Genomic DNA, 19,820 nt, shown 5'->3' with positions numbered 1-19,820 from the left:
TCCTCAGGCGAGACCAAGCGCCGTAATGGCGAGGTCAATGGCCTTGATGCCGATGAAGGGCACGATGATGCCGCCCAGACCATAGATGACGAGATTGCGCGACAGCAGCGCCCCGGCACCGATCGGGCGGTATTTGACGCCCTTCAGCGAGAGCGGGATGAGCGCGATGATGATGAGCGCGTTGAAGATGATGGCAGACAAGATCGCACTTTGCGGTGTCGAAAGACCCATTACATTCAGCACGCCAAGCTGCGGATAGAAGGCCAGGAACATTGCCGGGATGATGGCGAAATATTTGGCGATGTCGTTGGCGATGGAGAATGTGGTGAGCGCGCCGCGCGTCATCAGCAATTGCTTGCCGATTTCGACGATTTCGATGAGCTTGGTCGGATCGCTGTCGAGATCGACCATGTTGCCAGCCTCGCGCGCTGCGACCGTGCCGGTGTTCATGGCGACACCCACATCGGCCTGCGCCAGTGCGGGCGCATCGTTCGTGCCGTCACCGCACATGGCGACGAGCTTGCCCTTGGCCTGTTCCTCCCGGATAAGCTCCAGCTTGTTTTCCGGAGTCGCCTGGGCGAGGAAATCGTCCACCCCTGCTTCCGCCGCGATGGCAGCGGCCGTCATGGGATTGTCGCCGGTGATCATCACCGTGCGGATGCCCATGCGGCGAAGTTCGGCGAAACGCTCGCGAATGCCGCCCTTGACGATATCCTTCAGCTGCACGACGCCGAGCAGCTTTCCGTCGCGCACGACGGCAAGCGGTGTGCCGCCTGTCTTGGCTATCTCTTCCGCGATCGTGCGGATGTCGCGCGTTACATCCGTTTCGGTTTTAACGGCAAGCGCCGTGTTGCCTTGCTGCGTAACACCGCCATCGACATAGGAAAGAACGGCATCGACAGCCCCCTTGCGAATGGAAGAGCCTTCGAAATCCACACCGCTCATGCGGGTCTGGGCGGTGAAGGGCACGAAAGTGGCGTGCAGTTTCTGCATGTCGCGGGCACGGATGCCGTATTTTTCCTTGGCGAGAACGACGATGGAACGGCCTTCCGGCGTTTCGTCGGCAAGCGATGCAAGCTGCGCCGCATCGGCCAGTTCCTGTTCGGAAACACCGGTGACGGGGCGGAATTCGGTTGCCTGGCGGTTGCCGAGCGTTATCGTGCCGGTCTTGTCGAGCAGCAGCGTGTCGACGTCGCCGGCGGCTTCCACCGCACGGCCGGACATGGCAAGCACGTTGAAACGCACCAGCCTGTCCATGCCGGCAATGCCGATCGCCGACAAGAGAGCGCCGATGGTCGTCGGGATGAGCGTCACGAACAGCGCCACCAGCACGATGATCGGGATGGAGCCACCGGCATAGGCAGCAAAGCTCGGAATGGTCGCGGTGGCCAGAACGAAGATCAGCGTCATGCCCGCAAGCAGAATGTTGAGCGCGATTTCGTTCGGCGTCTTCTGGCGCTCGGCGCCTTCGACGAGCGAAATCATCCGGTCGAGGAAGGTGGAGCCGGCAGCAGCAGTGATGCGAACCCTTATCCAGTCCGACAGCACCTGCGTACCACCGGTGACGGCCGAGCGGTCGCCGCCGGATTCGCGGATAACAGGGGCGGATTCGCCCGTTATTGCCGCTTCATTGACTGAGGCAACACCTTCGATGACTTCACCGTCGGACGGAATGATGTCGCCAGCCTCGACGAGAACGACATCGTTCACCTTGAGGCCAGCGCCAGCTACCATCGTGTATTGGCTACGATCATCACCGGTCAGAAGTTTCGCCTGGGTTTCCGTGCGGGTTTTCCGCAGCGAATCCGCCTGCGCCTTGCCGCGCCCTTCGGCTACGGCCTCGGCGAAATTGGCAAAGAGAACGGTGAACCAAAGCCAGAGATTGATCTGGAAGGAAAAGCCGAGATTTGCATTGCCGATGATGAGATCGCGAACGAACAGCACGGTAGTCAGCACCGATACCGTTGCCACGACGAACATGACCGGATTGCGCGCAAGCGTGCGCGGATTGAGCTTTTTGAATGCGTCGGCAATTGCCGGAACGAGAATGCGAGAATCAAGGATGCTCGCTTGTTTGGACTGGCTCATGAAGAGACTCCAGCGTTTGAAAACAGGGCGACCGATGAGGGTCGATCAGCCCGTGAGAACTTCGAGAGCGCAGACGGCGGCGAACAGAGCCGCCATCATTGCAAGAATGAGATTGGATGCGCACCAGCCGCCCGGGCCGGCGCTCCCGCGAACAGGAGCGCCAGTGCGGACAGGAAGGGTGCGGTTAAATCGGGGAGTATCCTTCGTCATGGCACCACCTCAAAATACCTGGCCGGCGGCCATGACCAGATGTTCCACGACCGGACCAAGCGCCAGGGCCGGCAGGAAGGTGAGGCCCCCGACGACCACGATCGTGCCGACGAGCAGACCGACGAAGAGCGGGCCGTCCGTGGGGAAGGTGCCGGCTGATGCCGGAACGGTCTTTTTGGTAACCAGCGAGCCGGCAATCGCCAACGCCGGGATGATCACCAGAAAACGTCCCATCAACATGCCAAAACCAAGCGTGATGTTGTACCAGGTCGTGTTGCCCGTAAGGCCGCCGAAGGCAGAGCCGTTGTTGGCAGCAGCCGAGGTATAGGCATAAAGAATCTCGGAGAACCCGTGCGGTCCGGCTGTGCCGACCGACGCGACCGCCGAGGGCAGGATGGTGGCTGTGGCTGTGAAAACCAGCATGGCGAGTGGCAGGCAGAGAATGGCCAGAACCGCCATCTTCATCTCCTTGGCCTCTATCTTCTTGCCGAGATACTCCGGCGTGCGCCCGACCATCAGCCCCGCCACGAAAATGGCGATGATGATGAAGAGAAGAATGCCATAGAAACCCGCGCCTACGCCGCCGACGATTACCTCACCCAGTTGCATGTTGATGAGCGGAATGAGACCACCGAGCGCCGTGAAGCTGCCATGCATGGCGTTGACCGCACCGCAGGAAGCAGCGGTGGTGATGACCGCAAAGAGCGACGAGAGTGCCACGCCGAAGCGAGCTTCCTTGCCTTCCATGTTGCTTCCGGCAAGGCCGAAGCTGTGCATCAGCGGATTTCCGGCTGCTTCCGCCCAATAGGTCACTGCAACACCGGCGATGAACAGAACACCCATGGCAGCAAGGATTGCCCAGCCTTGACGGGTGTTGCCGACCATACGGCCGAAGACGTTGGTGAAGGCAGCACCGATCGCGAAGATCGACACCATCTGGATCATGTTGGAGATGGCATCAGGGTTTTCGAACGGATGCGCGGAATTGGCATTGAAGAAACCGCCGCCATTGGTGCCGAGCATCTTGATCGCCAGCTGCGACGCTACCGGGCCGACTGCGATCGTCTGCCGCGCGCCTTCAAGCGTCTGGGCGCCGACATAAGCGCCAAGCGTCTGCGGCACGCCGAGCCATACGTAAACCAGGGTAAGCACGATACAGGCAGGCAGCAGGATGTAGAGCGTCGAGCGCACCATATCCACCCAGAAATTGCCGATGGCCTTGCCGGAAGCGCGCGCGAAGGCGCGGATTAGCCCGATTGCAATCGCCATGCCCGTCGCGGCAGAAACAAAGTTCTGCACGGTGAAACCAGCCATCTGGGTCAGATAGGACATAGTGCTTTCGCCACCATAATTCTGCCAGTTGGTGTTGGTGACGAAGCTGACTGCCGTGTTGAAAGACAGTTCCGGCCCGACTGCTGCCATTCCTTCCGGATTATATGGCAACATACCCTGAAAGCGCATCAGGGCGTAAAGCAGGGCAAAACCGAAGAGGTTGAAGAGGAGCATGGAAAACGCATAGGTCGTCCAGTGCTGTTCTTCGCGCTCGCTTGTCCCGGCAAGGGCATAAAGGCCGCGCTCGACGGGTGCGAGAACCGGCGAAAGCAGGGTGCGTTCGCCATTGAAGACTCGCGCCATATAGAAGCCGAGAGGCTTCACCAGCGCGACAACGATCCCGCAGAAAAGCAGGATCTGAAACCATCCATTGAGGGTCATGGTATTGAACTTTCAATAGCCGCCGCTTCCCGATCAGAAGCGTTCGGGGCGAATGAGAGCATAGGTGAGGTAGGCGGCGATAAAGACGGTGACGGCACCGCTCAAAACATAGTCGAATAACATCTCGACCTCCGCCTAAAGCCGGTCGCAGGCGCGCGTATAGGCAAAGCAGAGCGCGAAAAACACCGTGGCTGCGCCGATCAGAATAACGTCCATCATCGATGGGACTCCTTTTTTAACCGAGGAGCCGGACAGGAAGAAAAGCGCCGTCATGTGGGACGTCGCTTTTCATTCTTTCTGGCTGGGAAGAAACACCATCCCTTCCCGCACAGAAGAATGCACCCGAACCGCATAAAGGTTCGAGACGGCCGCAGATGGAATAAAATAGGAATCCCATAGGAATTTCGATGCTCGCCATGCGGGCATTGCAGCCGCTGCTTAAGAGAGCGAGCCGTCTTTGAACGCGGAAACGATCTTTTCCGCCGGGCTGTTGGCGGCAATCAACGCCGCAAGCAGTATACGCGCCTGTCCGGGGCGCAGCGTTGACGAATGGATGGCGCCGGCTGCGACCAGATCGTGACCGCCGCCGCCACCGCCGTAACTCGCCACCAGCAGTCCTTCCGGGACCCTGCTGGAGACGACAACGGGAACGCCTCGCTCGGCACAGCGCTTCACCGCCACAGCGATGCCCGGATTGGCGTTGCCGGAGCCAAGTGCGGCAAGCACGATCCCATCCGCACCGGCCTGCAGGCTCGCCTCGATATGGGCGGCATCACAACCGGGATAGATGGCAACGATATCAACCCGCAGATCGGCGAGGGGCACAGCAAGCTCCAGCGCTGCGGTATGGGCCGCCGGCCGCGCAGAGCGGAACGCATCCGCCGCATCCGCGCTCAGCTTGTACAGCCCCCATGCCGGCAGACATCTGCCGCCGAAGGATAAAAGCACGCCGCGTTCGGCATTCGTCTGATCAAGCGCCGTTTCTATGGCCGCGGCCAGATTGGACGGCCCGTCCGCATTCGGATGGTCGGCCGTAAACTGTGCGCCGGTGAAGACAACCGGCTTGGTGATAGCATGCTGCAAATGCACGAGCAGCGAGGATTCTTCCATCGCATCGGTTCCATGCAGAACGACGACACCGGTGACAGCGGGATCATTGAGCTCCACGCCTACCGCATCGCTGATGCGCTGCATGTCGGCCAATGTCAGGCTGGAGGAATCCTTCGCCATCAGATCGACCGGCTTCAGCCTCGCGTTGATTTGCGGAACCAGTGCAAGCAAGTCTTCACCCGAAAGGCTTGGTGTGCTGGCGCCATCGGCGCCGCGCCTGCTGGCGATGGTACCACCGGTGGCGATGACCGCCACCAGTGGAGCTTCACCATGCCCGCTCAATGCGATGCTCCCACGCCTGCACGTTCGCCGGCCAGACGGTGGATACGGTCGCGCAGCATATACCAGCCGATGACCAGCGCCGGGATGATGACCAGCAGCGAAGCGATGGTCCACGAGCCGACAGGGTAATCAAAAGCCATCAGCACCAGCACGCCGAACAGGAAGACGAGTGTGAGAATGCCAGTGTAAGGCGCACCGAACATGCGGAAATCCGGGCGAGCCAGTTCGCCGCGCCTGGAAAGCTGCCAGAGTTTGAGCTGGCAGAGCACGATGACGGCCCATGCGCAGATGATGCCGAGCGCCGACAGGTTGAGTGCAATTTCGAAGGCCGCAGCTGGCACGACGGCGTTCAGCGCCACACCGAGAACGGTGACGGCGGCGGTCACCGCAATACCGCCATAGGGCACGCCGGCCTTGTTCATCTTTGCCAGCGCTGCCGGCGCCGATCCGGAGACCGCCATCGAATGAAGAATACGGCCGGTAGAATAAAGCCCGGCATTGAGCGAAGACAACACGGCGGTTAGCACCACAAGGTTCATGATCACATCCGCACCCTGAACACCGATGGAACCGAAGAAGGTAACGAAGGGGCTCTCGCCAGCCTTATAGGCGGTATAAGGCAGAAGCAGCGTGAACAGCAATACCGAGCCGACATAAAACACCACGAGGCGCAGCACCACGGCACGGATGGCACGGGGCATGACCTTGCGCGGGTCTTCGGTTTCCCCTGCCGCCGTGCCGATCAGTTCGATCGAGGCGTACGCGAACACTACCCCCTGAATGATGACGAAGGCGGGAAGAATGCCGTTCGGGAAGAAGCCGCCATTGTCGGTGATAATGCTGAAGCCTGTCACATGCCCTTCAATGGGCGTGCCAAAGATGACGAAATAGACGCCAACGACGAGGAAGATCGCAAGCGCCAGCACCTTGATCAGGCTGAACCAGAACTCAAGCTCGCCAAAAACCTTCACCGACAGCATGTTCATCGCCAGCACGACCAGAAGTGCCGTAAGTGCAAACACCCATTGGTCGATGCCCGCCAGCCAGGGGACGTAGTGCTTGAAGAAGTTCATATAGAGCGCAACGGCGGTCACATCGGCCACCGAGGTCATTGCCCAGTTCAACCAATACATCCAGCCGGCAAAGAAAGCCATCTTCTCGCCATAGAACTCGCGGGCATAGGACACGAACGAGCCGGAACTCGGGCGATGCATGATTAGTTCGCCAAGTGCACGCAGCACCAGAAACGCAAAGAAGCCGCAAAGCGCATAAACGAACACCAGCGCCGGACCGGCCTGCGCCAGCCGTCCACCGGCGCCCAGGAACAGCCCGGTGCCAATTGCGCCACCAATCGCGATCATCTGGATCTGACGCGGTTTGAGTGCCTTGTGGTATCCGAGGTCTTCTTCCGTGAAGACCTCGCGTTCGGCAGGTGCCGTTTTTACAGATTTCATTGATATTTCTCCTCCCAATGAATTTGCTTTGCAGTCGGCGATACGCCGGAAATCAAAATTGGAACTGGCATGCTCGGTGCTGGATACAGCACCAGCAAGCTCATGCATCGCTGTAAAGCTGCATGACAGATTTTTGCCCTCATAATTGCAGAGAATGCCGTTCGTCAAGGGGATCGAAGCATTATTGACCTTCGTACGGCGAAGGATTAAGGTCGAAAAATCTGTAAGACAGCTTTACAGATTTAGGTAACGCTTTGAGCTATTGGAGGAAAAAGTGGGCGTGACGCGCATGGAGCATGATTTGCTCGGAACGAAGGAAATTCCGGCAGATGTTTATTGGGGCGTGCACACGGCGCGCGCGGTGGAGAACTTTCAGATCACCGGCGTAACGATCGGCCACAACCCCTATCTCGTCAGGGGACTGGCCTATGTGAAGGAGGCCGCCGCCCTCGCCAATCACGAGCTTGGCTTGCTTGACCGGGAGCGAATGGAAGCAATCGTCAGAGCCTGCCGCGAAATTCGTGAGGGTGCGCTTCACGAGCAGTTCGTCGTGGATGAAATTCAGGGCGGTGCTGGCACTTCCACCAACATGAACGCCAACGAGGTCATCGCCAACCGGGCACTTGAACTGCTCGGCCACGCGAAAGGCGATTATGCCCACCTTCACCCAAACGACCACGTCAATCTCAGCCAGTCAACCAACGATGCTTATCCGACGGCGGTCAATGTAGGAATGATCGAAGCGATCGACGATCTCGCGGCTTCGATGGGTGTGTTGAAAGACGCGTTCGATCGCAAGGCACAGGAGTTTTCCGGCTTCATCAAGCTGGGACGGACGCAATTGCAGGATGCCGTGCCGATGACGCTCGGTCAGGAGTTCCGCACTTTCGTGGTGATGCTGGGTGAGGATCAGGCCCGCCTCATCGAATCCGCAGCCCTGCTGCACGAGATCAATCTCGGCGCCACCGCCATCGGCACCGGGCTCAATGCACCGCGCGGTTATGCGGCGCTTGCCTGCCAGCATCTGGCGCGGTTGACCGGACGCCCGCTGGTGACGGCCGCCGACTTGATCGAAGCGACGCAGGACCCCGGCGCATTTGTGCATCTGTCCGGCGTGTTGAAACGTGTCGCCGTCAAACTGTCGAAAACCTGCAACGACCTTCGCCTGCTCTCTTCCGGCCCACGCGCCGGCATCGGCGAAATCACCCTGCCCTCCGTTCAGGCAGGGTCCAGCATCATGCCGGGCAAGATCAATCCGGTCATTCCCGAAATGGTCAATCAGGTGGCTTATGCGGTAATCGGCAACGACATCACCATCACAATGGCCGCCGAAGCCGGGCAGCTTCAGCTGAACGCCTTCGAGCCGATCATGGTGCGTGCCCTTTCCCAGAGCATCAGCCAGCTAAGCGCCGCTTGCCGGACTTTGGCGGCACGTTGTGTCGATGGCATCGTCGCCAATCCCGCCATCATGGCACAGCGTGTGGAGGAATCGATCGGTCTCGCAACCGCGCTTAACCCGCTGATCGGATACTATGCAGCAACTGACGTCGCAAAGGAGGCGCTGGCCAGCGGCCGCACCGTGCCGCAGGTGGTGCTGGAGCGCGGCTATCTGACGGAGGCGCAACTTCAGCAGGCACTGAGCCCCCGCCACCTCGCCAACCTACCCGCGCTTACGGGTGTGGAACCCGATCTTCTCCAATAATGGTCGTTACCACCTGCTTCACCTGACCCAGGTGAAGCTCCATCGCTTCTCGCGCATCGGGGGCTGAACCCCGCCGGATCGCCTCGACGATCCGGCGGTGCTCCAAATTCGATGCAACGCGCCGGCCAGCCATCAGGTTGACCATCTCGGACTGTTGGGAAAGAGCCTCGCGCGCATCGGCCACAACCTTGGCAAACAGTGCATTGGACGAGGCTTCCGCAATGGCGCAATGAAACTGCCCGTCCAGCAGCACCCACGGATGCGGCCTTTCCTCAGCCTCCATCCTGTCGCAGAGTTCGAGCAGAGTCTCTAGTTGGGCATCCGTGCGCCGCAGCGCCGCCCAACCGGCCGCCGGCACCTCAATGAAGGGGCGTGCCTCGATCAGATCACGGGCGGAATATGCTCCGTAACTCAATTCAGCAGGCGGTATGGCGGTCATCACATAGGTGCCGCTACCCGTGCGCGTCTGCGTCAACCCCAGAGTCTGGAGAGATCGCAACGCCTCGCGCACGATCGGCCGGCTGACACCATATCTTTCCGCCAGATGGGCTTCGGAGGGCAGCCGGGTTCCGACCACGAGCTGACCAGAGGTGATGGCCGAACGGATATCTTCGAACACCACTTCTGCGGCATTCTTGCGATTGATCGGCTTTGCGTCCGCAAGCCAATCCGACAACCCGCCCATCCTTGAACCCTCCGGCACCCTTGGTCTGTCAACGACGCAGAAGCAAACGCTTATCTATTGAAGGACAGCGCCGCTCCCGCAGCTAAGCCGATCTTCCTAACACTATCTGCGCCGAAGGAACAACGATGGCGGGCACATTTGCAGAATTTAAGCGGGACAGTGGCTTTGCCGGCGCCACACCCTCGCGATCACGAGGGTGTGGCTGTCTCGCAGGAAATTACGTCTTGATTTCCTGAACTTCCTGTTTGTCATCTTCGCGCGGAATGCGGAACCACGCGACATATAGTGCCGGAAGGAATAGCAGCGTGAGCGCCGTGCCAACCACGATCCCGCCCATCATGGCATAGGCCATCGGACCCCAGAATATCTCCCGAGATATGGGGATGAGGGCAAGTGTTGCCGCCGCAGCCGTCAGCATGATCGGTCGCATGCGATGCTCGGTCGCCTCGATGACGGCGTGCCAGGCAGAGACCCCCTCGCTTCTGAGATGTTCGATCTGAACGACGAGAATGACCGAGTTTCGAATCAGAATACCGATCAGTGCCAATATGCCGAGAATGGCGACGAAACCCATCGGCGCGTTGGAGAGCAGCAGCGCTGCCACCACGCCGATCAGCGCCGTCGGGGCAACGGCAAAGACAAGAAACAGCCGGCTGAAGCTCTGCAACTGAACCATAAGGATCGTTGCCATCGCAAACAGCATCAGAGGCACCACGGCTACGATTGGCGCCTGCGAATCCGCGCTGGATTCCACCGAGCCACCTATTTCCACCTTGTACCCCACGGGGAGCGACTTTTCGAAAGCCTCGAGTTTCGGCTTCAACTGCTCCACGATCGTCGCCGGCTGCGTCGGGCCGATGATGGCAGCCTTGACCGTGACTGTCGGAATTCTGTCGCGACGCCAGATGGTCGGCTGTTCCAGCTCGTAGCGGAAATTGGCGATTGCCGACAGCGGCACGGCCTTGCCGTTCGTGGCTGGCAATTGCAGGTTCTGCAATGTTTCGATGGAGCCGCGCTCCGCCAGCTGCGCACGCGCCACCACATTGACGAGGTAGATATCATCCCTGACCTGCGTCACGGTGGAACCCTCGACAATGCTGTTCATGGCATTGGCGATGTCTTCCGAAGAGACACCGAGCTGGCGGGCCTTGTCCTGCAAAACGTCGACCTTGACCACCCGCGTCGGCTCATTCCAGTCCATGACCATGTTGGACAGCAGCCGATGCTCGCCGACGATGCCCGCCAGCTGCTGGCCGAGTTCGCGGACATGCTGGATATCCGGGCCGCTCAAGCGATATTGCACCGGCTTTCCGACCGGAGGGCCGATGTCGAGCAATTTCACGAAGGCGTCGGTGCCGGTAAACGTCCGGTTCAGATAGTCCTGCAACTCAGCGCGCACCTTGTCGCGCACATCAAGCCCCTTGGTGACGATGATCGTCTGGCCGAAGGTGACATCAGGCGTTTGCACGTCAAAGGAGAGGATGAAACGTGGTGCGCCTTCACCGACATAGGTCGTCCAATGGTCGATGTCGGGGTTTTTCGCCAGCGCTTCCTGCTCGAACTGTGCCATCTGCCGGTTGGTTTCGGCAATCGAGCTGTTCTGTGGCAGGTTCCAGTCCACGATCAGTTCCACACGGTCGGAGGCCGGGAAGAACTGCTGCTGCACGAGGCTCATGCCGCCAACGGAAAGGGCAAACAACGCAACCGTGAGGATAATCGTAACCCAGCGAAAGCGCAGCGCCCGGGCTAGAAGCCAGGAAAAGCCAGAGGCAAAACGGCCCTTCTTCTCATGGTGCGATTTCATCGTCTTGGGCAACATCGCCACGCCAAGCAGTGGCGTGAACACAACCGCGACAATCCACGATACGATCAGCGAAACGGCGATCACCACGAACAGGGTGAATGTGAACTCACCCGCCGCGCTGTTGTTGAGGCCGACGGGAATGAAGCCGGCAACCGTCACCAGCGTACCGGTCAGCATCGGGAATGCGGTCGAAGTATAAACATAGGTCGCCGCTTTTCTGAGATCGTCGCCGACCTCGAGGCGTGCGACCATCATCTCGACAGCAATCATAGCATCGTCGACGAGAAGCCCGAGCGCGATGATAAGCGCGCCGAGAGAGATGCGTTGCAGCGAAATGCCGGTATATTCCATGTAGACGAAGGTGATCGCCAGCACGAGCGGTATGGAGACCGCAACCACCATGCCCGCCCGCAATCCGAGGCTGATGAAGCTGATGACGAGAACGATTGCGATCGCCTCGAACAGCGCCGAAGTGAAGCCGGAGACCGCCTCATCGACCACGGCCGGCTGATCGGACACGCGGTGCACATCGACGCCAACAGGCAAATCCGCCACGATACGCTTCATCTGTGCATCCAGCTCCTCACCGAAATGCACGAGGTTCGCACCGGTTTTCATGCCTATGGCAAGACCGATGGCCGGTTGCCCGTTAAAGCGGAACAGCGAAGACGGCGGATCGACATAACCGCGCCGGATCGTGGCCACTTCCGTCAGCGGGAAGAACCGGTTGTTGACGCGCAGATTGATGGCGCGAAGGCTGTCTTCCGAGGTGAACTGGCCGCTGACACGCAGCGCAACACGTTCCGGCCCGGCATTGACGAAGCCGGACTGGGTGACAGCATTTTGGGCTTGCAGCGTCTTGATAATCGATTGCTGATCGATGCCCAGCGCTGCGATCTGCCGCGTGGAAAACTCCAGATAGATCGCCTCGTCTTGCGCGCCAATGACATCAACCTTGCCGATATTATCGACAGTCAGAACCTTGGCACGCGCGTCCTCCACCAGATCGCGCAATTGCCGCTGGCTGAGACCGTCGCTGGTGAAGGCGTAGATATTGCCATAAACATCGCCGAAACGGTCGTTGAAGAACGGGCCGACAACGCCCGAGGGGAAGTCGCCCTTGATGTCGCCGATCATGTTGCGCACGCGCACCCAGGTGGGTTCGACATTCTTGGCTTTGGTTTCCGGCACGAGTTCCACGAAAATCGTCGTCTTGCCAGCAACTGTCTGGCTGCGCAGATAGTCGAGATTGTCGAGTTCCTCGAGCTTCTTCTCGATCCTGTCGGTCACCTGCCTGGCCACTTCCTCCGCCGACGCGCCGGGCCATTGCGCGCTGATCACCATTGTCTTGATGGTGAAATTCGGATCTTCCTCGCGTCCGAGGTTGAGATAGGAGAAAACACCGGCAAGAACGAAGACCAGCATGAAGTACCAGACGAGCGAACGGTGCTCGAGCGCCCAGTCGGAAAGATTGAATTTCTTCACTGATGGACCTCCTGATCGATCCTGATGGCTTGACCATCCTTAAGCTTGTGAACGCCGGCACTGGCGACACGTTCGCCGGGCTTGACGCCGCCGGTGATGCGCACACTGCCGCCTTCGGCGGGCTCGCCCTCTATTTTGACCGGGCGCGAGGTGACCGTGGCCGTATCGGTATTGACGATCCAGACACTCCAACCGTCTTCGGTTTTCAGCAGGGCCGACGAGGGGAGCATGATCTGCGATTCGGAGGCGGCAACTGCCGAGGCCGTGACGACCGAGCCGAGCCGGAATGTCGGCGGCGCATCCTGAAGGCTGATTTTCGTGCGGCGCGTGCGTGTCGCGGTTTCGGCTTCTGGGGCAATCTCACGCACCACGCCGGTGGTGCGTATCTTTGGGTCCAGTTGCAAGGCGATATCGAAGGTCGATCCGATATCAAGTCGCTGCGCCGCAAATTGCGGAACATCGACCACAACATCCCGCACTTCCGGGCGGGCAATGGTCACGACCGTCTGTCCGGCAGAGACGACCTGGCCAATTTCACCGGATGTCGCAGTCACCACGCCGTCAAATTCCGCGTGCAGCTGCGTATAGCCCAGTTGCTCCTCGGCCTTATCAAGATTTGCACGGGCTTTGGCGACGGCGGCATTGGCCGTTCGCGTGGCCTGCTCGGCCTCTTCAAGTGCTGCTTCCGTGCCGCTGCGGGCCTCGGCCAGCACGCGCTGACGCTGCTCGGTCGTCACCGCATTGGCCAGTTGCGCTTCGGCGTTGGATAGATCGGATTGGGCGCTCTTTACCGAAAGTTCCAGCGCGAGCGGATCGATCGAGGCCACCACATCGCCTTTCTTGACCAGATCGGCCACATCGACATTGCGGGCAATGATCCGGCCGAGAACACGAAAGCCGAGATCGGTCTGAATTCTCGATTCCACCGTGCCGGTCAGCCGCAGCGCATCGGCGCGCGTCTCCCCTACGACAACGGAGAGCACCGGGCGCGGCGCCTCAGCGGGCGCTTCCTGCTTTTCCTGGCAGGACGAGACCGCAATCGCCGGAAGCAGCAAAAACAAGCTTCTGTTTATCCTGAACATTATTGTGCCTGCCCCTTTCCATAGGCGACCTTTTCACCGGTGCGGAGAAATTTGGTCCCGCTGGTCACGACGAGATCGCCGGGAAGAAGTCCTTCCGCCACGACGAATTGACCCGTCTCATAGTCGGAGACCTCAACCCGGCGCATGGCGATTTCCGAGGACTGCGCATCGACCACCCAGACGGCGGGAAGGCCGTTCTGCGATGCCATTGCCGACCAGGGAAGCTCAATCGCCTCCACCTGCTTGAAGCGAAAATGACCCGATACCGGTGCTCCAAGCGGCATGGTCATATCGCCGTTCAGGCCAACCTTGACCCGGATCGTCCCATTGTCGGGATCGATCGTCGGGGAAATCTCCCGCACCGGTCCCTCGACAGCGCGGGCGGGATCCGACAGGAGGCTGACATTGACGAGATTGTCGATATCGCGCTCGAGGAACAGGGATTCGTAGACATCAAATACCGCATCGCGCGGCCCGTCATGCGCCAGCGTGAAAACGAGCTGAGCGGCCTGCGCCACCTGGCCGACTTCAACATTGCGCGCGGTGATCACACCATCCGCATCGGCCCTGAGTTCGGTGTAGGAAAGCGCATCGCGCGCCGTATCCAGCTGGGCCTGCGCCGATCTGACGGCGCCTTGTGTGGTGAGCAGGGTTTCCTGCGCCTTGTCGACCGCGGAGCGCGAAGTCACCTGCGTCTTGAAAAGACTTTGCTGGCGATCGAATGCCAGCTGCGCCTGCGTCATCTGCGCTTCGGCAGATTGCAGGTTGGCCACCGCAACGTCGATATCCGCCTTTTGCTCTTCCGGGTCGATGCGAGCAAGCAATTGCCCGGCCTTTACCGGGGTACCCACATCCACCAGCCGCTCGGTGATCTTGCCGCTCACCCGAAAGGAAAGGTCCGTCTGAACCCGTGCCCTTACTTCGCCGGTGATGACGCTGCCACGGCCGACGGGCTTTTTCGCTGCCGCAACCACATCGACGACACGCAACGGCTTTTCAGCAGGCGGCTCTTCGTTGCTGCAGGACGACAGGGCGAAAATGCCGCCGACCGCCACTGCTAAAAGAATGCTTTTCATGGTGACCTCTTGATCTTCGCCTCACCCTATAATATTTGACTGACTGAATAGTCAATGAAATTCTTGTGTCGCCGATCGGGAACCGTGTGGACGTCAAACCGGGCTCCCCGAATGATCATTCCGACTTGCCCGGCGCGTCCTCGCGGACGCATCGGGGGATGTGCCGACATATTGAACCACGCACCACGTCTTGTAAAAATCGATTCCGGTTTTTACGCCGGTGCTGTAGGCAAACCACCTGTCATTTCCGCCGATTGCGACGGGTAAAAAGGCAAGTGCCGAAAGAATACGTAGGGATCCGGGGTTATGGCAAAAGCAAAACTGACACGCGCAGAACAGAAGATACAACGTCCGTTGGAAATTCTCGACGCCGCATTCGAGGAATTCACCAAGAGAGGATTTACGGCCACGCGGGTGGAGGACATTGCCGAGCGGGTGGGAGTGACGAAAGGCACGGTCTACGTCTATTTCGAAACCAAGGAGGCTCTTTTCGAGGCGATGATCAGGCATGCCTCGGCACCTTTTCAGGAGGCATTCAAGGCCTACGCACGCACGTCGGATGATCCCGTCGAGGAGCTTCGGATGCTTCTTGAATTCCTGTTCGACGCCCTTGTCGACAATAGAAAGATGCGGGAACTGTTTCGCTTCATCGTTGCGGAAGGAGCAAAATTCCCCGATCTCATCGACCAGCACCATGACGTGGTGATGGCGCCGGTATTCGAGCGGATCAATACGATCCTCGAAGATGGCGTGGCGAAAAAAAGGTTTAGAGCCAACCCCACCGAACTGGCCAAGGTCGTCATGTCACCCATAGTCGGAACATTGGTTTTCCGGTTGATTTTCGACGATCGGCGCAGTCTGGACAAGCAGGTCGTTCTGAAGATTCATCTCGAACTGATCATGCGCGGGCTGCTGGCATAAGCGGCACTCTCCTGCCAGACCCGGCTTTGACAAAGAAAATTAGCTTTCGATGACCCCTGATGCTGCGATCTGATACATCGCAAGAAACCTTACATGTCGGGCGCGATACAGCCACAATGCTGCGGTAAGGGTTTGTTGCCTCGAGCATATTGCTCGTATTTGAACGAGTAATTGCCATCCTGCTGCCGAGAACCGCTCACCACTCCAACTTTTCAGCGATTTTAGTTGCCGAGTCGAGCTATGCTCCTGCGCGAGAATGCCAGTGCCGATTAAATTCTAGTACCCTTCAATCAATTTGAGGTCACCCTGCCCCTCTGTGCAAACAGCGCCGGTACAATTAGACAGAACAGGTTCCAGCCGCGCAGAGTTGTGCGAGATCCTCGCCGAGCAGATCGACTTAATTAACCGTTTCAGATTTCAGGAGCGAGCTTACAGCTCGAACATTTATGAACAAAACAGTGAATGCCCGCGCCGAGCAGAGCGCGGAACCGCCGCGGCAACGCGTGTTGGCTCGAGATCGGGCTATTCCAGAAAACGACCGCCAGCGCGGTGAACACTTTTTTCGAAATGCAGGCGACCAGAAGGATTGCTATCAACCATGACCGCGACGTTAACAGCCCAATTACCTGGCGGCGCGAGTGAAAAGGCCCTGCTTAAAATACTTTCGAATTATCGCAAACCCCGGACCGGCCGCAGCTTGTACGAACTTGCCGTGACGCTTGTTCCCTTTGTATTCCTTTGGGCAGCAGCGTCGGTATCGATTCATTTTGGTTACTGGCTTGGCCTGCTTCTGGTGATCCCCGCAGCCGGATTCCTGTTGAGGCTCTTCATACTGCAACACGATTGCGGACACGGCTCTTTTTTCGGGCGCCGTCGATGGGATGACTGGACGGGTCGCGCAATCGGTATCCTGACGCTGACGCCCTACGACTATTGGCGCCGCGCGCATGCGGAACACCATGCGTCAGCCGGCAATCTCGATGAGCGAGGGGTTGGCGACATTACAACTCTGACCGTGACCGAATATCGTGCGCTCTCCCCGCGCGGAAAACTCGGTTATCGCTTGTACAGGCATCCGCTGGTGATGTTCGGCATCGGTCCTGCTTTCCTGTTTCTATTCAAACAAAGGCTACCGTTTGGCATGATGCGGTCTGGAGCGTTGCCCTGGATTTCGACAATGGCAACAAATGCCGGTGTGGCCGTATTGGCCATTCTTCTTATCTGGGCGATAGGGCTCGTGCCTTTTCTGTTGGTTCATCTGCCGATAGTGCTGCTTGCCGGGTCAGCAGGTGTCTGGCTGTTTTATGTCCAGCACCAGTTTGAAGAAACCCACTGGTCCAAGCCTCCGGAATGGACTTTTCCCCATGCGGCGATGCATGGCGCCTCGTATTACGATCTGCCGGGTCCGCTGCGTTGGATCACCGGCAATATCGGCATGCACCATGTCCACCATTTGTCGAGCAAGGTACCTTTTTACAGGTTGCCAGAGATTCTGCACGACTACCCGGAGCTTGCGAAACTTGGTCGCATCAGCCTTCGCGACAGCTTGGGCTGCGTAAAGCTCATTCTGTGGGACGAATCCACCAAACGGCTGATTTCGCTACGTGAGGCAGAAAAGCAACCGCAATAGATGAGAGCTGGAGCGACGCAATACCCCTTGCGCCGGTGCGTGAGATATCATTCCGCTAAATGCAGAACCGACCCCAATGAGACGTGGCCAACAGTGTAGGTTTGCATTGTTTCAGTAACGGCCGGCACTGTCGGCCAGAGGTTGAACTGTAGCAGCAGCCATTTTGTTGGATCGAATGCGGCTATGGCCGCGAGCGCGCCGGCCCTGATTGCTGAACGCGCGTCCGCGGTCGCAGTATCGCGCAGCTTGGCCAGATCACAATGGGGCGCTATGGACCGAGCCTCCCGTGTGGCATATCGCGAAGCTGTAAGATCAGGTACGTGGTCGGCGTGCCAGACCAGCCACGTCTGCACCGACGGCCAGCCGAAGTCCCGTGTCAGAACCGCAAAACCTGGACCGGACAAGAAGCTGTCTATCCCTTCTGGCTCATCCCAGAGATAGAACGGCGCGTAGAGATTTTCAGCACTGGTGAAGCCGGCATCCTGCTTTCTCGCTGAAAGATAGGCCTTGAAACGCAGGCGTGGAAAGCCATCGAGCAGCGGCCCCTTCTCCCTTATGCGCCGGTCTATGATCGTCATGTCGTAGCCGGCAGGCAGCGTGAAGCTGTATTGCATGGCGATCATGACGTGCTCTCCTCTTTTTTGACAGGTTCCATCCAGTGGACGGCAGTTCCACTCCTGACCGGCTGGACGCTGAGATAGCTGAAGGGACAGGACGGCGCGGCGCCATGCCAATGGGCTTCGCCGGGCGCAAACCACACCGCATCTCCGGCACGGACTTCACACGGATCGTCACCCTTGCGTTGGACGAGACCGATGCCATCCAGCACGAAGAGAAGCTGGCCGCGCGGATGACTGTGCCAATGGGTCACGACCCCCGGCGGCACAAAAGCGCGCATTGCCGTCATCTCGCCATCGATCCGGCTCGATAACAGCATCTGGACGAGGAAGGATCCGCTGGAGATACCCTCAGGTGCCGCAACTATTCCGTCACCGGCTCGACGCACGCTCATGGTGGATGGACAGGCCGGTTGCATCTCGAAAAAATCGGTCATCGGCCACTCCCATCCGCTGGTGTGCCTGTTGAAACGCCTGATGCAAAGGACCAGTCATCAAACGTCGAGTTGACGATGGCGACCATCACATCCTCCGGCCTCACACCGGGCGACACCGCCAGGTTTTCGACGAGCCTCGCATAGAAGCGCGCCTTGGTTTCCGGCGATCGCGTCTTGCCGGTGGTGATATGAAAGAAAATGAAATCATCCGACCGAGGGCCGCCGCGATATGTTCGGTCGAAGATCAGTTCGCCCGGTTGGTGCTGGTGGATTGCAGCGAAGCGGTCGTTTTCCGGAACGTCAAAGCAGTCGACAAGCGCGCGGTCGAGACTGTCGGAAACCGCCTTGAGATAGTCGGTGGATTTGCCCGCAAGCAAAGATATTCGGGTGAAAGGCATGGATGCGCTCCGTTCAAGAGGATTGACAGCCACACTATGAAACGACATCATCATCCTGAAAATCAAATTATTCAGGACATTACGTCCTGATTTTAGGGACATTTAATTTGCGCCTTACCCATTTGGATCTGGACGCGCTCCGCAGTTTCGTGATTGGCATCGAGAGCGGGTCGTTCGCGCAGGCCGCAGACAGACTGGGGCGTTCGACCTCTGCGGTCAGCGCACAACTCAAGAAGCTGGAGGACCAGACCGAAACCGCTCTGGTGCGCAAATCCGGCCGGGGGCTGGCGCTGACCGAGAGCGGCGAAGTGCTGCTGTCCTATGCCCGCCGCATATTGAGCCTGAATGACGAGGCGATCAGCGCCGTTCGCGGGCCGGAACTCGCAGGCTGGATCCGCCTCGGGATTCAGGAAGATTTCGGAGAAACCGTGTTGCCGCAGGTGCTGGGCCGTTTCGCACGGGCCCATCCGCGGGTTCGGATCGAAGGGCGCATCGCTCGCAATAGCGAATTGCGGGAGAAGGTCGAGTCCGGCCATCTTGACCTCGCCTTGGCTTGGAATGACGACACGGCTTCGCCGGCTGAAACGGTTGCATCCATGCCACTGTGCTGGCTGGGCGCGGCGGAAACAGAAACTGTCTGGCAGACCGGCGGGAAAGAGCCGCTGCCACTTGCAGTCTTGGAAGCGCCGTGCCTTTTACGTAGCATTGCCTGCAACCACCTTGATCAACAGCGTATCGCCTGGCGCATTGCATTCGTCAGCCCTAGCCTCGGCGGGTTGTGGGCTGCGACAGCCGCAGGCCTTGGCATCGCACTTCGCACACCGTTCGGCCGGCCGCCTTCCGTACGGGTTCTCGATCCACTCACCAATGGTTTGCCACAACTCCCGTCGCTGGGGCTCAGCCTTCTTCGCTCCGGAAAAGACGAAAATCCAATCAGCGCCCATCTCGCCACGATCATCCGCCAAGCCTTGCAGGAAACGCTGCCGGAAGCATGGATAGTGCGACCGTAATCGCTGAAATAGCATGAGCTTCCGCCAAGATTACAGGCACGGCGAAGCTGCAGGGGATTCTTGGCTCGGTTTAAAGGCTTGCGCTCGATTCACAAAAATTCCGCATAATATCTTTC

The 19,820-nt window shown here is 59.0% G+C and carries 18 protein-coding genes; 4 read left to right on the top strand and 14 right to left on the bottom strand.

The genetic code is table 11. The annotated features are described in order from the left end of the window. Window positions 1-3: 3 nt before the first annotated feature. The 7 genes from kdpB to GH784_RS00625 form a co-directional block, all read right to left on the bottom strand. Window positions 4-2,088 (bottom strand): potassium-transporting ATPase subunit KdpB, encoded by a 2,085-nt coding sequence (gene kdpB / locus GH784_RS00650; RefSeq protein ID WP_035199695.1) that lies wholly within the window; start codon window positions 2,086-2,088, stop codon window positions 4-6. A 45-nt stretch (window positions 2,089-2,133) separates the two neighbouring features. Then, complete coding sequence (locus GH784_RS27060) at window positions 2,134-2,298, bottom strand: hypothetical protein (protein WP_166701591.1); 165 nt, start codon at window positions 2,296-2,298, stop codon at window positions 2,134-2,136. A 9-nt stretch (window positions 2,299-2,307) separates the two neighbouring features. Then, window positions 2,308-4,011 (bottom strand): potassium-transporting ATPase subunit KdpA, encoded by a 1,704-nt coding sequence (kdpA, locus tag GH784_RS00645; protein ID WP_003511472.1) that lies wholly within the window; start codon window positions 4,009-4,011, stop codon window positions 2,308-2,310. Between the two features lie 33 nt (window positions 4,012-4,044). Then, entirely contained in the window at window positions 4,045-4,134 is a 90-nt protein-coding gene (kdpF, locus tag GH784_RS00640) for a K(+)-transporting ATPase subunit F (protein WP_003511473.1), read from the bottom strand. Between the two features lie 12 nt (window positions 4,135-4,146). Beyond that, a complete protein-coding gene (locus tag GH784_RS00635) occupies window positions 4,147-4,284 on the bottom strand; it encodes a hypothetical protein (RefSeq protein WP_003497749.1) in 138 nt (45 codons plus the stop codon). 165 nt (window positions 4,285-4,449) lie between these two features. Beyond that, the gene (locus tag GH784_RS00630) at window positions 4,450-5,403 is read right to left on the bottom strand and encodes an asparaginase (protein WP_013761873.1); all 954 of its coding nucleotides are present in this window, start codon (window positions 5,401-5,403) and stop codon (window positions 4,450-4,452) included. Then, on the bottom strand, window positions 5,400-6,857 hold the full coding sequence (locus GH784_RS00625) for an amino acid permease (RefSeq protein ID WP_013761874.1): 1,458 nt from the start codon (window positions 6,855-6,857) through the stop codon (window positions 5,400-5,402). The genes GH784_RS00630 and GH784_RS00625 overlap by 4 nt, the downstream gene beginning before the upstream one ends. Before the next feature lie 289 nt (window positions 6,858-7,146). Here GH784_RS00625 and GH784_RS00620 point away from each other — a divergent pair, with 289 nt between their 5' ends. Continuing rightward, window positions 7,147-8,559, top strand: a complete 1,413-nt coding sequence (locus GH784_RS00620) for an aspartate ammonia-lyase (protein ID WP_013761875.1) — start codon at window positions 7,147-7,149, stop codon at window positions 8,557-8,559. Here GH784_RS00620 and GH784_RS00615 read toward each other — a convergent pair. The 4 genes from GH784_RS00615 to GH784_RS00600 all read right to left on the bottom strand — a co-directional run bounded on the left by GH784_RS00615 (window position 8,528) and on the right by GH784_RS00600 (window position 14,691). Beyond that, window positions 8,528-9,244, bottom strand: a complete 717-nt coding sequence (locus GH784_RS00615; RefSeq protein ID WP_013761876.1) for a FadR/GntR family transcriptional regulator — start codon at window positions 9,242-9,244, stop codon at window positions 8,528-8,530. The genes GH784_RS00620 and GH784_RS00615 overlap by 32 nt on opposite strands. A 217-nt stretch (window positions 9,245-9,461) precedes the next feature. After that, the gene (locus GH784_RS00610; RefSeq protein ID WP_013761877.1) at window positions 9,462-12,533 is read right to left on the bottom strand and encodes an efflux RND transporter permease subunit; all 3,072 of its coding nucleotides are present in this window, start codon (window positions 12,531-12,533) and stop codon (window positions 9,462-9,464) included. After that, window positions 12,530-13,615, bottom strand: coding sequence for an efflux RND transporter periplasmic adaptor subunit (locus GH784_RS00605; protein ID WP_076845428.1), 1,086 nt, complete (start codon window positions 13,613-13,615; stop codon window positions 12,530-12,532). The genes GH784_RS00610 and GH784_RS00605 overlap by 4 nt, the downstream gene beginning before the upstream one ends. Beyond that, window positions 13,615-14,691: an efflux RND transporter periplasmic adaptor subunit gene (locus GH784_RS00600; RefSeq protein ID WP_013761879.1), complete on the bottom strand. Its 1,077-nt coding sequence runs from the start codon at window positions 14,689-14,691 to the stop codon at window positions 13,615-13,617. The genes GH784_RS00605 and GH784_RS00600 overlap by 1 nt, the downstream gene beginning before the upstream one ends. Before the next feature lie 306 nt (window positions 14,692-14,997). On the opposite strand from GH784_RS00600, the gene GH784_RS00595 reads away from it, so the two are divergent. Together GH784_RS00595 and GH784_RS00590 are read left to right on the top strand one after the other, a co-directional pair. Continuing rightward, window positions 14,998-15,612 carry a TetR/AcrR family transcriptional regulator gene (locus GH784_RS00595; protein ID WP_003511481.1) on the top strand — a complete coding sequence of 205 codons (615 nt, stop codon included), beginning with the start codon at window positions 14,998-15,000 and terminating at the stop codon, window positions 15,610-15,612. 598 nt (window positions 15,613-16,210) lie between these two features. Next, window positions 16,211-17,242, top strand: a complete 1,032-nt coding sequence (locus tag GH784_RS00590; protein WP_013761881.1) for a fatty acid desaturase — start codon at window positions 16,211-16,213, stop codon at window positions 17,240-17,242. A 47-nt stretch (window positions 17,243-17,289) separates the two neighbouring features. On the opposite strand, the gene GH784_RS00585 is transcribed toward GH784_RS00590, so the two are convergent. From GH784_RS00585 to GH784_RS00575, 3 genes are read right to left on the bottom strand one after another with little or no spacing between them, the layout of a single operon-like run. Then, entirely contained in the window at window positions 17,290-17,865 is a 576-nt protein-coding gene (locus GH784_RS00585) for a DUF4865 family protein (RefSeq protein ID WP_013761882.1), read from the bottom strand. Then, window positions 17,862-18,296 carry a cupin domain-containing protein gene (locus tag GH784_RS00580; protein WP_013761883.1) on the bottom strand — a complete coding sequence of 145 codons (435 nt, stop codon included), beginning with the start codon at window positions 18,294-18,296 and terminating at the stop codon, window positions 17,862-17,864. The genes GH784_RS00585 and GH784_RS00580 overlap by 4 nt, the downstream gene beginning before the upstream one ends. Beyond that, window positions 18,293-18,694 (bottom strand): tautomerase family protein, encoded by a 402-nt coding sequence (locus GH784_RS00575; protein ID WP_013761884.1) that lies wholly within the window; start codon window positions 18,692-18,694, stop codon window positions 18,293-18,295. The genes GH784_RS00580 and GH784_RS00575 overlap by 4 nt, the downstream gene beginning before the upstream one ends. 107 nt (window positions 18,695-18,801) lie before the next feature. On the opposite strand from GH784_RS00575, the gene GH784_RS00570 reads away from it, so the two are divergent. After that, a complete protein-coding gene (locus GH784_RS00570; RefSeq protein ID WP_013761885.1) occupies window positions 18,802-19,704 on the top strand; it encodes a LysR substrate-binding domain-containing protein in 903 nt (300 codons plus the stop codon). The last annotated feature ends 116 nt before the right edge of the window (window positions 19,705-19,820 follow it).

Source organism: Agrobacterium tumefaciens (genome assembly GCF_009649785.1).
In the GTDB taxonomy this organism is placed as follows: Bacteria; Pseudomonadota; Alphaproteobacteria; order Rhizobiales; family Rhizobiaceae; genus Agrobacterium; species Agrobacterium tumefaciens.
This window is presented reverse-complemented; position numbering and strand designations above follow the sequence as displayed.

Excerpts from the sequence above, each read along its gene's own strand:
- GH784_RS00605 (WP_076845428.1), bottom strand. The coding sequence starts at position 13,615 with ATGTTCAGGATAAACAGAAGCTTGTTTTTGCTGCTTCCGGCGATTGCG.
- kdpF (WP_003511473.1), bottom strand. The coding sequence starts at position 4,134 with ATGTTATTCGACTATGTTTTGAGCGGTGCCGTCACCGTCTTTATCGCC.
- GH784_RS00575 (WP_013761884.1), bottom strand. The coding sequence starts at position 18,694 with ATGCCTTTCACCCGAATATCTTTGCTTGCGGGCAAATCCACCGACTAT.
- kdpB (WP_035199695.1), bottom strand. The coding sequence starts at position 2,088 with ATGAGCCAGTCCAAACAAGCGAGCATCCTTGATTCTCGCATTCTCGTT.
- GH784_RS00590 (WP_013761881.1), top strand. The coding sequence starts at position 16,211 with ATGACCGCGACGTTAACAGCCCAATTACCTGGCGGCGCGAGTGAAAAG.
- GH784_RS00600 (WP_013761879.1), bottom strand. The coding sequence starts at position 14,691 with ATGAAAAGCATTCTTTTAGCAGTGGCGGTCGGCGGCATTTTCGCCCTG.
- GH784_RS00635 (WP_003497749.1), bottom strand. The coding sequence starts at position 4,284 with ATGACGGCGCTTTTCTTCCTGTCCGGCTCCTCGGTTAAAAAAGGAGTC.
- GH784_RS00620 (WP_013761875.1), top strand. The coding sequence starts at position 7,147 with ATGGAGCATGATTTGCTCGGAACGAAGGAAATTCCGGCAGATGTTTAT.
- GH784_RS27060 (WP_166701591.1), bottom strand. The coding sequence starts at position 2,298 with ATGACGAAGGATACTCCCCGATTTAACCGCACCCTTCCTGTCCGCACT.
- GH784_RS00625 (WP_013761874.1), bottom strand. The coding sequence starts at position 6,857 with ATGAAATCTGTAAAAACGGCACCTGCCGAACGCGAGGTCTTCACGGAA.
- kdpA (WP_003511472.1), bottom strand. The coding sequence starts at position 4,011 with ATGACCCTCAATGGATGGTTTCAGATCCTGCTTTTCTGCGGGATCGTT.
- GH784_RS00615 (WP_013761876.1), bottom strand. The coding sequence starts at position 9,244 with ATGGGCGGGTTGTCGGATTGGCTTGCGGACGCAAAGCCGATCAATCGC.
- GH784_RS00585 (WP_013761882.1), bottom strand. The coding sequence starts at position 17,865 with ATGATCGCCATGCAATACAGCTTCACGCTGCCTGCCGGCTACGACATG.
- GH784_RS00595 (WP_003511481.1), top strand. The coding sequence starts at position 14,998 with ATGGCAAAAGCAAAACTGACACGCGCAGAACAGAAGATACAACGTCCG.
- GH784_RS00580 (WP_013761883.1), bottom strand. The coding sequence starts at position 18,296 with ATGACCGATTTTTTCGAGATGCAACCGGCCTGTCCATCCACCATGAGC.